Source organism: Pseudomonas sp. W2Jun17 (assembly GCF_023127795.1).
GTDB lineage: Bacteria > Pseudomonadota > Gammaproteobacteria > Pseudomonadales > Pseudomonadaceae > Aquipseudomonas > Aquipseudomonas synxantha_A.
In genome coordinates, this window is the sequence record NZ_SPKO01000004.1 from 41048 (window position 1) to 51984 (window position 10937).

Here is a 10937-nt window from a genome sequence, read left to right on the forward strand (position 1 = left end):
CCATAAGGTGAACGCACTTTGCCGAACTGTCCAGCGTGTTGCTGCGTACTGGGATTATTCCTTTTCAGGCGGCAACTCCGGCAATGCTCGCAGCGCTGTTTCATACCATTGGGTATCGAATGCGCGGTCTTCGTCCAGCATGGCATCAATCTCGAAGGCCAGCACGTGAGCCATCAGATTCAGGATGTCGTCGCGCTCGTAGCCCACCAGGGTCAGTTTGTTGAACGTTGCCTTGGCCGCTGGCGGGTTGTCGCTTTCGATCTGGTTTTCGATGGCTTCGATCAGCGTGGTTTCGGTGAATTCTTCTTCGTCATTGTCGATATCGGTCGGCTCGCTCATGGCAGGCTCCTCAAGGAAAGGGTGCCAGTCTACCGCCATTCAGGCAGGTGATGCTGCTGGTCAGGCCGGGCGCCTGGAACTATAACTCTTGCAGCCAACCCCACACCCGGCCTGGAGGCATCTGCAATGCTCAAGCTCTACGGATTTTCAGTCAGTAACTACTACAACATGGTCAAGCTTGCACTTCTGGAGAAAGGGCTGGCTTTCGAGGAGGTGCCTTTCTATGCAGGCCAGACCCCCGAAGCCTTGGCGGTGAGCCCGCGAGGCAAAGTGCCGGTGCTGGGCGTCAAGCAAGGGTTTATCAATGAAACCAGCGTGATTCTGGAGTACATCGAACACACTCAGGAAGGCCCTTCATTGCTGCCGGCCGACCCTTTTCAACGGGCTCAGGTGCTGGCGCTGTGCCGTGAAATCGAGCTCTACATCGAACTGCCTGCGCGAGCGTGTTTCGCCGAGGCTTTTTTCGGCATGACGGTGCCGGAGGCGATCAAGGAGAAATCCAGGGCCGAGCTGCTGCTTGGGATCGGTACGTTAGGTCGGCACGGTAAGTTCGCGCCTTATGTGGCTGGGGAGAACTTCACCATTGCGGATTTGTATTTCATGTACAGCCTGAACCTGGCGTGCGGCGTGGGCGAGAAGCTGTTCGGGCTGGACCTGCTGGCGCAGTTGCCGCAGGTGAAGGCCTTGTTGGGGCGCCTGAATGAAATGCCCAACGCGCAGAAGGTCGAGGCGGACAGGCAGGCGGCGATGCCTGCATTCATGGCGATGATTGCGGCCAAAAGGTGAGCAAATGTGGGAGGGGGCTTGCTCCCGATGGTGGTGTATCAGGTAAGAAAATCTTAGCTGACCCACCGCCATCGGGAGCAAGCCCCCTCCCACAGTTTTAGCGGCTGGCGAGCAATTCTTTGCCGCGCACGACCGCTGCCTTGACCTGTGCCGGCGCAGTGCCGCCCACATGGTTGCGGGCATTTACCGAGCCTTCCAGGGTCAGCACGGCAAACACATCCTGTTCGATCTGGTCGCTGAACTGGCGCAGTTCTTCCAGGCTCATTTCCGCCAGGTCCTTGCCGGTGTCCACCCCGTATTTCACCGCGTGGCCGACGATTTCGTGGCAGTCACGGAACGGCAGGCCACGGCGCACCAGGTAGTCCGCCAGGTCGGTTGCCGTGGAGAAACCCCGCAGGGCTGCTTCACGCATGATCGCGTGTTTGGGCTTGATCGCGGGGATCATGTCGGCAAAGGCGCGCAGCGAATCACGCAGGGTGTCCGCGGCGTCGAACAGCGGTTCCTTGTCTTCCTGGTTGTCCTTGTTGTAGGCCAATGGTTGGCCTTTCATCAGGGTCAACAGGCCCATTAGCGCGCCGAATACACGGCCGCTCTTGCCGCGCACCAACTCAGGCACGTCAGGGTTTTTCTTTTGCGGCATGATCGAGCTGCCGGTGCAGAAGCGGTCTGGCAGGTCGATGAACTGGAATTGGGCACTGGTCCATAGCACCAGTTCTTCGGAGAAGCGCGACAGGTGCATCATCGCGATACTGGCGGCGGCACAGAATTCGATGGCGAAGTCGCGGTCCGAAACGCCGTCCAGGGAGTTGCCGCCCACGGCGTCAAAACCCAGCAGTTGCGCGGTGTACTCGCGGTCGATCGGGTAGGTGGTGCCGGCCAGCGCAGCGCTGCCCAACGGCATACGGTTGGCGCGCTTGCGGCAATCGACCAGGCGCTCGTAATCGCGACTGAGCATTTCGAACCAGGCCAGCAGATGGTGGCCGAAGGTCACTGGCTGTGCGGTCTGCAAGTGAGTGAAGCCGGGCATGATGGTGTCCGATTCACGCTCGGCCTGTTCCAGCAAACCTTTTTGCAGGCGGGTGATTTCGGCCAGGATCAGGTCGATTTCATCGCGCAGCCACAGGCGAATATCGGTGGCTACCTGATCGTTACGGCTGCGGCCGGTGTGCAGTTTCTTGCCGGTCACGCCGATGCGATCGGTCAGGCGTGCCTCGATGTTCATGTGCACGTCTTCCAGATCGACGCGCCAGTCGAATGTGCCTGCCTCGATTTCACCGCGGATGGTGGTCAGGCCGTCGATGATGCTGTCACGCTCGGCGTCGGTCAGCACGCCGACCTTGGCCAGCATCGTGGCATGGGCGATGGAGCCCATGATGTCGTGGCGGTACAGGCGCTGGTCGAAGGTGACGGAGGCGGTGAAGCGCGCGACGAAGGCGTCGACGGGTTCACTGAAGCGGCCGCCCCAGGACTGGTTGGTCTTGTCGGTGCTCATGGATTCGCTCGTGATCTGCTTGAAAGAGGCATGAAGGTGTACCGGCGATAATAACAGGGTTGCCCGTGAAGGCGGTGCCGCGGGTGATCGGCAATTTTATTTGTGTCGTAGATGGCTAAGTGCCTTGCCGCCGAACGCATCCGGGACGAGACTGGAGATACGTACTTATTGAAACGATATTTGACGATTGAGCAATATCGTCTCAGTGAGCGTCTACAGTTGGACTGCTAGTGTGTGAATGCACCAAAGTCTGGTGATGCGGTCATAACCAGACTATCCATTAAACAGGGGGGTATTCGGATTGTGTATCAGTGAACCCTACGACGATGCCCGAAGGCAGCAGGTCTTGGGCGCTATTGAACAGGTCCGGGTAAATTTGGGTGCCGCTCTCAGGGCACTTTTTGCCGCTCGCGCTAGTCTTAGCGTGGATCGCTGTGACGCAAGTCACCGCACCTGTCTACGCTATCCTTGTGCGAGACTCACGCAGGAATCCAGCGCAATATGAATGTCCTGATCGTTGATGACGAACCCCAAGCCCGCGAGCGACTGAGCCGTCTAGTCAGTGAACTCGAGGGTTATACAGTCCTTGAACCGAGTGCCACCAGCGGTGAGGAGGCGTTGACGCTGATCGACAGCCTCAAGCCGGATGTGGTGCTGCTCGATATCCGTATGCCGGGCTTTGATGGCCTGCAAGTCGCTGCCCGCCTGAGCGAACGCGAATCGCCACCTGCCGTGGTGTTGTGCGCGGCCCAGGAAGAGTTCTCTGCACAGACGCTGGAAGACAGCGGTGTCAGTTTTCTCGTCAAGCCGGTCACCGCCGAGGCCTTGCTCAAAGCCTTGAAAAAAGCCGAGCGTCCCAGCCGTGCCCAACTTGCCGCACTGACCCAGCCTGCGGCCCAAAGTGGTAACGGGCCACGCAGCCACATCAGTGCGCGCACCCGCAAAGGCATCGAGCTGATCCCGCTCAACCAGGTGGTCTACTTTATTGCCGATCACAAGTACGTGACCCTGCGCCATGAAACCGGCGAAGTGCTGCTGGATGAGCCGCTCAAGGCTCTTGAGGATGAATTCGGCGACCGTTTTGTGCGTATCCATCGCAACGCGCTGGTAGCCCGCGAACGTATCGAGCGCTTGCAGCGCACACCCCTGGGGCACTTTCAGCTCTTCCTGAAGGGGCTCAATGGCGATGCGTTGATCGTCAGCCGACGCCATGTCGCCGGCGTGCGCAAGATGATGCAGCAGCTTTAGCCCAAGGGCTGGGGCGCGGTCTGCCTTCCTTATCCCGGTGCGATGTGGCCAGGGAGGCCCCGCACTTGCTGATTCAAATCAAAGCGTATTTGCCTGAGCTGTTATTATCCGCCGTATCTATTCAGTACGGATTGATCCATGTCCTCTCGCGAAATCCGCATCGCCACCCGTAAAAGCGCCTTGGCCTTGTGGCAGGCCGAATACGTCAAAGCACGCCTTGAGCAGGCTCATCCGGGCCTCAAGGTATCCCTGGTGCCCATGGTCAGTCGCGGCGACAAGCTGCTGGACTCACCCCTGTCGAAAATCGGCGGCAAGGGTCTTTTCGTCAAGGAGCTGGAAACTGCGCTGCTGGAAAACGAAGCCGACATCGCTGTGCATTCGATGAAAGACGTGCCCATGGACTTCCCTGAAGGCCTGGGCCTTTTTTGCATCTGCGAGCGCGAAGATCCGCGTGATGCCTTTGTTTCCAATACCTACGCGTCCCTGGATGACTTGCCGCTGGGCAGCATCGTCGGCACCTCCAGCCTGCGTCGCCAGGCTCAGTTGTTGACACGTCGGCCCGACTTGCAGATTCGCTTTTTGCGCGGCAACGTCAATACGCGCCTGGCCAAGCTGGATGCCGGCGAATATGACGCGATCATTCTTGCCGCCGCCGGCTTGATCCGCTTGGGCTTCGAAGATCGCATCACATCGGCCATCAGCGTCGAAGACAGCCTGCCCGCCGGCGGGCAGGGCGCAGTCGGCATCGAATGTCGGACCGTCGACAGCGAAATCCACGCACTGCTCAAGCCCCTCGATCACGCCGATACCGAAGTTCGTGTGACCGCCGAGCGCGCCCTGAACAAACACCTCAATGGCGGCTGCCAAGTCCCCATCGCCTGCTATGCCGTACTCGAAGGTGAGAACCTGTGGCTGCGTGGCCTGGTGGGGGATCCGGATGGCGGTACCCTGCTGACCGCCCAGGTGCGTGGGCCGCAACGAGATGCGACGGCCTTGGGGATTCAGGTTGCCGAGGAGTTGCTGGACAAAGGCGCCGGTGCCATTTTGCAAAAAGTCTATGGCGAGGCCGGTCCGCAGTGACCGACTGGCGAGTGCTGCTGACGCGGCCTGCCGAGGAGTCGACAGCCCTGGCGGCTTTATTGTCCCAGGCCGGTATATACAGCAGCCGTCTGCCGTTGCTGGAGACGCAAGCGTTAGCGGTCACGGCTGAGCAACAAGCGGTGTTTGACGCGTTGCAGCGTTATTGCGCGGTCATTGTTGTGAGCAAGCCGGCCGCGCGCCTGGCGCTGCAACGGTTGGGGAATGCCGTGCCGCCAATGCCGTGGTTCAGCGTCGGTGCGGCGACGGCGCAGATCCTCGCCGGTCATGGCCTCGACGTTCATTATCCCGCCACTGGCGATGACAGCGAGGCCTTGCTTCAATTGCCTGCATTGCGCGAGGCTATCGCACAGCCGGGCGCCAAGGTGCTGATCCTGCGTGGCGAGGGCGGCCGCGAGTTGCTGGCAGAGCGTTTGCGCGAGCAAGGTGCTAGTGTCGACTATCTGGAATTGTATCGGCGTTTTCTCCCGGTCTACGAGACGGGTGCGCTGATGCAACGCATCCGGTTGGAACGCTTGAACGGCCTGGTGGTCAGCAGTGGGCAGGGTTTTTTACACCTGCAAGCCCTGGCGGGCACCGATTGGCCACAGGTGGCACAGCTGCCGTTGTTCGTGCCCAGCCCGCGCGTCTATGAGATGGCGCGGGCCGCTGGCGCAAAAAAAGTTGTGGATTGTCGCGGCGCGAGTGCCGCGGCTTTGTTAGTGGCGTTGGGGAGCTATCCCGTTCCCACTCTCTGATACGCAAAGGACGGATACGTGAGCGAAACAGCCTTGCCTAAAGATGAAGCTCAGCCCGCGCTTGATGCGCCGGTCGAGACACCGGTCACCGCGCCGCGCCGTGGCAATGGCCTGGCGGTCGTCGCCTTGCTGCTAGGGGCTGCTGGCGTAGCTGCTGGCGGCTGGGGGATCTGGCAGGTCCGCGCCCTTCAAGCCAGCAGCCAACATCAATTGAGCCAAGTGCAGACCCTGGATGACCAATCCCAGAGCCTCAAGCAAAGCCAGCAACAGTTGGCCGCCCGTCTGGCGCAATTGCCGGGTGCGGACGAGCTGGAAGAGCGCCGCCGCCTGGTTGCCCAGTTGCAGGGCGATCAGCAACGCCTGAGCCAGCGCCTCGAAACGGTGTTGGGCGCCAGCCGCAAGGATTGGCGCCTGGCCGAGGCGGAGCATCTGATCCGTCTGGCCAGTTTGCGTTTGTCTGCCTTGCAAGACATCAACAGTGCGCAGTCGCTGGTCCAGGGCGCCGACGAGATTCTTCGCGAGCAGAGCGACCCAGGGGCTTTCACCGCCCGTGAGCAACTGGCCAAGAGCCTTGCCGCATTGCGCAGCACTGAGCAACCAGACCGCACCGGCCTGTACCTGCAACTGGCGGCCTTGCGTGACCAGGTCGTGCAACTGGCGGCGATTGCCCCGGAGTATCAGCTTACGGAACCTGCTTCCCAAGGGCGCCCCACCAGCGATACGCAGAACCAGTTGAGCCAGTGGTGGGAACAGATTTCCCGCTATTTCCGCATCGACTTCAACCCGGATGACAATATCCGGCCATTGTTGGCAGGCCAGGGTTTGAACCAAGTGCGCCTGGCCCTGAGCCTGGCGCTGGAGCAGGCGCAGTGGGCCGCGCTCAACGGCGAGTCGGCGGTATACAGCCGCTCGCTGGGCGAAGCGCGCAGCGTATTGCAAGACAACTTCAATCAGGACAACCCGCAGAGCAAGGCGATGCTGGCGCGTATCGCTGAACTTGAGCCCAAGGCCGTGTCGGTGGTGACGCCGGACCTGGCTGCGAGCCTGGCCGCCGTGCAGGCTTACCTTGAACGTCGTCATCTGTCTGCCGACGAAGCCAAGGCCGCGGCCGGCAAACCGGCGACCCAGGAGTAGAGCTGATGAAGCGTTTCTATGTGATCCTGGTGCTGGCGATTGCAGTCGCCCTCGCACTGGCCGTGGGTATTTCGAAACACACCGGCTACGTGCTGATTACCTATCCGCATTTGCTGCATTACGAGTCAAGCCTGTGGGCTACCCTGGTGGCGGTGTTTGCCATCGGCCTGGCGATCTACCTGGTTCGTGTGTTGCTGAGCCTGATCACCACCTCCGGTGGCGTGGTCAATCCATGGTCGCGACGCAACCGCAGCCGCCGTGTGCAGATCGCGATCGAGCAAGGTCAGATGGACCTTGCCGAGGGCCGCTGGGCCAGTGCCGAGCGCCACTTGCACCGTGCTGCCGAAGCAGAGCGTCAGCCGCTGCTCTATTACATCGGTGCTGCCCGTGCGGCCAATGAGCAGGGCCGCTATGAGGAATCCGACGGCTTGCTGGAGCGCGCCCTGGAGCGCCAGCCCCAGGCGGAATTGGCCGTAGCCCTGAGCCATGCGCAACTGCAGATGGACCGCGGCGATACTGAAGGCGCCCTGGTTACGCTTCAGGCGATGCACGAGCGTCACCCGCATAACGCGCAGGTACTCAGGCAGCTACAGCGCCTGCATCAGCAGCGTGGCGATTGGTCGTCGGTGATTCGCCTGCTGCCTGAGCTGCGCAAGGACAAAGTCTTGCCCGCCAGTGAGCTGGCCGAGCTGGAACGTCGTGCCTGGGGCGAAAACCTGAGCCTGGCTGCCCAGCGTGAGGAGCAGGGCGAGGCGGGCTTGCAGTCTCTGGAGCGTGCCTGGGAGCAACTGACTTCGGCCCAGCGCCAGCAGCCACAATTGGTGCTGGCCTATGCCGACCAGTTGCGTCGGCTAGGCGCGGATGCAAAGGCCGAGGAAGTGCTGCGTGGTGCCCTCAAGCGCGACTATGACAGCCATCTGATTCGGCTGTATGGCCTGTTGCGTGGCAGTGACCCGGCGCGCCAGTTGAAGTTTGCCGAAGGCTGGCTCAAGGACCATCCGGGCGATGCCAGCTTGCTGCTGACGCTTGGCCGTCTGTGCCTGCAAAACAGCCTGTGGGGCAAGGCGCGGGACTATCTGGAAAGCAGCCTGCAAGTTCAGCGCAACCCCGAAGCCTGTGCCGAATTGGCCCGCCTGCTGGCCCAACTGGGCGACACCGAGCGCAGCAACCAGCTGTTTCAGGAAGGTCTGGGGCTGCTCGACAATCGTCTGTTGTCCTCGCCTCTGCCAGTACCCGCGCGTATTTGAAGTAGGAAAGGGTGAATGGATTGGCTCGGATCTATCCGACACCCGATCCTTAAAACCCCAATAAACACTCGGTATAACTGACGTGATGACTAATTCCTACTTGTTGTAACTGGATTTCCGCCATGCCTTGGCGGAATGTCCTTGCTTCTTCGCGGAATTGTCTGCTCCGGGGCGTCTTGAAAGGGGTCGGGCCTTTCCTCTACCGTAGCGACCTATCTCTTGCAGTGCGGATAAACAATGTCTTTGGCCCCTTTACGCTCCTTGTTTTTGCTGGCGTTCATGGCGGGTGCGCTGACGTTGGGCGCGTCCTTCTATCTGGAATACGGCGCGTTGCTACAGCCTTGCTTTCTGTGCCAGGTACAACGTCTGCTTCTGGCCACTTTTGCGCTGATCAACCTGATGGCCGCCCTTCATAATCCCGGGCGTTCCGGCCTTTGCCTGTATGGGCTGGCGAGCACCGTGTGTGCATTATTGGGTGCCATCACTGCCGGGCGCCAAGTGCTATTGCAGAATATTCCGTCAGGTGCGGGCCGGGATTGCTGGCCCAGCCTGCACTACATGATCGAAAACCTGTCGTTCTGGCAGGCGGCGCGGTCAGTGTTCAACGGGACTGTCGATTGCGTTGAAATCAACTGGACGCTATTTGACCTGAGCCTGCCGGAGTGGAGCCTGTTGTTCTTTGTGGCGATGTTGATCCTGGGTGTCATGCAATGCTCGCGGCTGTTGTTCAGTAAGCATTTGCGCATCACAACGTCATGAAAACGGGACGCGCGTTGTAGGAGGGGATTAAACACTTGTATGAACATTCTCTCCTGCGTACCTTGAAGCCATAGTCCTGCGGGCATAATCTGGCCCGCACGCGTATCCAAACCATTTGTCAGACGCGGCTTTGTTCGACTGCTGCTTAATCCTTCAAGTGTTGCGCAGGTACAGAGCAGCAGCGCCCCTATAGGGAAGAGAGATCATCATGCTGGAAAGTTGTCAGAATGCTCAGGAACGTTGGGGTGGGGTGCACAAGCTGATCGACAGCTGGCTGAAGGCACGCCACGAACTGGTTCGGGCCTTTGATGCTCTCGGTGCCAAGCCCGAAGCATTGGGTGAGAATCGCGAGCCATTGCAGGATTTCTGTGGGGTACTGGTTGACTACGTATCGGCAGGCCATTTCGGCGTCTACGAGCAACTGACCAAAGAGGCGGAAGCCTTCGACGACCAGCGTGGCCTCGACCTGGCAGAGACTATTTACCCGCGCATCGATGTGATCACGGAAAAACTGCTGGCGTTCACCGACCTGTGTGACGCAGGGAAATGCGTAGCGGAAAAATTCAAAGAACTGGGCGCGCTGCTGCATGAACGTTTCGAGCTGGAAGACTGCTTGATCGAAGTGCTGCACAACGCCCATAAGGAAGAGGCTGCCACCCAAGTCTGAAGCTTGGTAGGGAGATAAAAAACGGTGCGCATGTCGCACCGTTTTTTATGGGTCAGTGGCGAGTGCCGAGCAGTTCTATCTCGAACACCAGCGGTGTATAGGGCGGGATCAACTCACCTGCGCCGTCTGCGCCATAGGCCTGGGCTGAAGGAATCACCAGACGCCATTTCGCACCCACCGGCATCTGTTGCAATGCACTGTTCCAACCGCTGATCACGCTGTTCAGGCGAAACCATCGCGCTTGCGTACTTTTGTCGAAGACAGTTCCGTCAGGCAGTCGGCCCACGTATTTCACCTGCACTTCATCGCTGGCTAACGGCTTGTTGCCAGTGCCCGGTGCCAGCTCGGTGAGCAGAATCCCATTTGCCAATTCACGAACACCACTGGCGGCGTTTTCCCGAGTTAGAAATTGCTGTTCGGCGGCGAGTGCTTTTTCGCTTTGAGGTAGCTGGGCGTTGGCGGCGTTTTGCGCTTCGTGCTCGGTGAGAATCTGTTCGATGCGCGCGTTGTCGAGCGCCAGCGGCTTGCCTTGATAGGCTTGCTTGAGGCCGTCGATCAGGGCCTGGATCTGCAGGTCGGGGACTTCCTGGCGCAACCGTTCGCCGAGGCTTGCGCCCAAGCTATAGGCTAGATCATGCGCCTCTGTGGCAGTGTTTTTTGACGGCGATTGCTCGCTCGCATCGGCCACGAAGATCGCCAAGCCAAGCACTAGAAAAAGATAACGCGACATGGACATTCTCCCGGCGAAAGTGCGACGGATTATGCCAGTGTGAGTGCGTAAAAACTGGTGAGCATTTGCGTTATATCGATAAGAATTTTCGTACCGTGCAACGCAAGCCCAACGATACTGTCAACATGCGCTAGCGGCGGTAAGAGCAGAGGGCTAGTATGAGCCGCACCCACGTCAGCCAGGAGGTAAACCATGTCGGCCAAACAGAAGCCTGTAAATACCCCGTTGCACTTGCTCCAACAACTTTCGGGCAGCTTGCTCGAACATCTGGAAAGCGCATGTTCCCAGGCGTTGGCCGATGCAGAAAAACTGCTCGCCAAACTGGAAAAACAACGCGGTAAAGCGCAAGAAAAGCTGCACAAGTCCCGTACCAAACTGCAAGACGCCGCTACTGCCGGCAAGTCCAAGGCGCAAGCCAAAGCCAAGGGCGCAGTCAAAGAACTTGAGGATCTGCTGGATGCCCTCAAGGATCGTCAAGCTGAAACCCGCAGCTACATTTCCCAACTCAAAAAAGACGCTCAAGAAAGCCTGAAGCTGGCCCAAGGCGTTGGTCGTGTGAAGGAAGCCGTAGCTAAAGCGCTGGGGGCTCGTACACCCGCAAAAGTTGCAGCCAAGCCCGCTGCCAAAACCGCTGCTGCCAAGCCAGTTGCTAAAACTGCAGCTGCCAAACCAGCAGCCAAGCCAGCCGCTAAAACTGCAG

12 protein-coding genes are annotated in these 10937 nt (G+C 59.5%); 9 read left to right on the forward strand and 3 right to left on the reverse strand.

Going from position 1 to position 10937, the window contains the following annotated elements; genetic code table 11:
- Nucleotides 1-54: 54 nt before the first annotated feature.
- Complete coding sequence (locus E4O98_RS02500; protein WP_032878776.1) at nucleotides 55-339, reverse strand: hypothetical protein; 285 nt, start codon at nucleotides 337-339, stop codon at nucleotides 55-57.
- A 126-nt stretch (nucleotides 340-465) separates the two neighbouring features.
- Between E4O98_RS02500 and E4O98_RS02505 the strand changes: the two genes are divergently transcribed.
- Nucleotides 466-1125, forward strand: a complete 660-nt coding sequence (locus E4O98_RS02505; RefSeq protein WP_032878779.1) for a glutathione S-transferase — start codon at nucleotides 466-468, stop codon at nucleotides 1123-1125.
- A gap of 97 nt (nucleotides 1126-1222) precedes the next feature.
- On the opposite strand, the gene argH is transcribed toward E4O98_RS02505, so the two are convergent.
- Complete coding sequence (argH, locus tag E4O98_RS02510) at nucleotides 1223-2617, reverse strand: argininosuccinate lyase (RefSeq protein WP_005792438.1); 1395 nt, start codon at nucleotides 2615-2617, stop codon at nucleotides 1223-1225.
- 501 nt (nucleotides 2618-3118) lie between these two features.
- On the opposite strand from argH, the gene E4O98_RS02515 reads away from it, so the two are divergent.
- From E4O98_RS02515 to E4O98_RS02545, 7 genes are all read left to right on the forward strand, one after another.
- Nucleotides 3119-3865 carry a LytTR family DNA-binding domain-containing protein gene (locus tag E4O98_RS02515; protein ID WP_078822617.1) on the forward strand — a complete coding sequence of 249 codons (747 nt, stop codon included), beginning with the start codon at nucleotides 3119-3121 and terminating at the stop codon, nucleotides 3863-3865.
- Between the two features lie 138 nt (nucleotides 3866-4003).
- Nucleotides 4004-4945: a hydroxymethylbilane synthase gene (gene hemC, locus E4O98_RS02520; RefSeq protein WP_032878783.1), complete on the forward strand. Its 942-nt coding sequence runs from the start codon at nucleotides 4004-4006 to the stop codon at nucleotides 4943-4945.
- On the forward strand, nucleotides 4942-5700 hold the full coding sequence (locus E4O98_RS02525; protein ID WP_032878785.1) for a uroporphyrinogen-III synthase: 759 nt from the start codon (nucleotides 4942-4944) through the stop codon (nucleotides 5698-5700). Before hemC ends, E4O98_RS02525 begins: the two co-directional genes overlap by 4 nt.
- A gap of 18 nt (nucleotides 5701-5718) precedes the next feature.
- Entirely contained in the window at nucleotides 5719-6834 is a 1116-nt protein-coding gene (locus E4O98_RS02530; RefSeq protein ID WP_032878787.1) for a uroporphyrinogen-III C-methyltransferase, read from the forward strand.
- Nucleotides 6835-6839: 5 nt separating this feature from the next.
- The gene (locus E4O98_RS02535; protein WP_005792433.1) at nucleotides 6840-8081 is read left to right on the forward strand and encodes a heme biosynthesis protein HemY; all 1242 of its coding nucleotides are present in this window, start codon (nucleotides 6840-6842) and stop codon (nucleotides 8079-8081) included.
- A 237-nt stretch (nucleotides 8082-8318) separates the two neighbouring features.
- Nucleotides 8319-8840: a disulfide bond formation protein B gene (locus tag E4O98_RS02540; protein WP_078822616.1), complete on the forward strand. Its 522-nt coding sequence runs from the start codon at nucleotides 8319-8321 to the stop codon at nucleotides 8838-8840.
- Nucleotides 8841-9048: 208 nt separating this feature from the next.
- Entirely contained in the window at nucleotides 9049-9507 is a 459-nt protein-coding gene (locus tag E4O98_RS02545; protein ID WP_032878791.1) for an Rsd/AlgQ family anti-sigma factor, read from the forward strand.
- A gap of 52 nt (nucleotides 9508-9559) precedes the next feature.
- Here E4O98_RS02545 and E4O98_RS02550 read toward each other — a convergent pair whose 3' ends face one another.
- Nucleotides 9560-10237 carry an FKBP-type peptidyl-prolyl cis-trans isomerase gene (locus E4O98_RS02550; protein ID WP_248134073.1) on the reverse strand — a complete coding sequence of 226 codons (678 nt, stop codon included), beginning with the start codon at nucleotides 10235-10237 and terminating at the stop codon, nucleotides 9560-9562.
- Between the two features lie 192 nt (nucleotides 10238-10429).
- Between E4O98_RS02550 and E4O98_RS02555 the strand changes: the two genes are divergently transcribed.
- On the forward strand, nucleotides 10430-10937 hold a 508-nt coding region (locus E4O98_RS02555), incomplete at its 3' end, for an AlgP family protein (protein ID WP_248089213.1).

What these genes read in the sequence shown, in the direction of transcription:
- E4O98_RS02500 (WP_032878776.1), bottom strand. Translation starts at nt 339, where the DNA reads ATGAGCGAGCCGACCGATATCGACAATGACGAAGAAGAATTCACCGAA.
- E4O98_RS02505 (WP_032878779.1), top strand. Translation starts at nt 466, where the DNA reads ATGCTCAAGCTCTACGGATTTTCAGTCAGTAACTACTACAACATGGTC.
- argH (WP_005792438.1), bottom strand. Translation starts at nt 2,617, where the DNA reads ATGAGCACCGACAAGACCAACCAGTCCTGGGGCGGCCGCTTCAGTGAA.
- E4O98_RS02515 (WP_078822617.1), top strand. Translation starts at nt 3,119, where the DNA reads ATGAATGTCCTGATCGTTGATGACGAACCCCAAGCCCGCGAGCGACTG.
- hemC (WP_032878783.1), top strand. Translation starts at nt 4,004, where the DNA reads ATGTCCTCTCGCGAAATCCGCATCGCCACCCGTAAAAGCGCCTTGGCC.
- E4O98_RS02535 (WP_005792433.1), top strand. Translation starts at nt 6,840, where the DNA reads ATGAAGCGTTTCTATGTGATCCTGGTGCTGGCGATTGCAGTCGCCCTC.
- E4O98_RS02540 (WP_078822616.1), top strand. Translation starts at nt 8,319, where the DNA reads ATGTCTTTGGCCCCTTTACGCTCCTTGTTTTTGCTGGCGTTCATGGCG.
- E4O98_RS02545 (WP_032878791.1), top strand. Translation starts at nt 9,049, where the DNA reads ATGCTGGAAAGTTGTCAGAATGCTCAGGAACGTTGGGGTGGGGTGCAC.
- E4O98_RS02550 (WP_248134073.1), bottom strand. Translation starts at nt 10,237, where the DNA reads ATGTCGCGTTATCTTTTTCTAGTGCTTGGCTTGGCGATCTTCGTGGCC.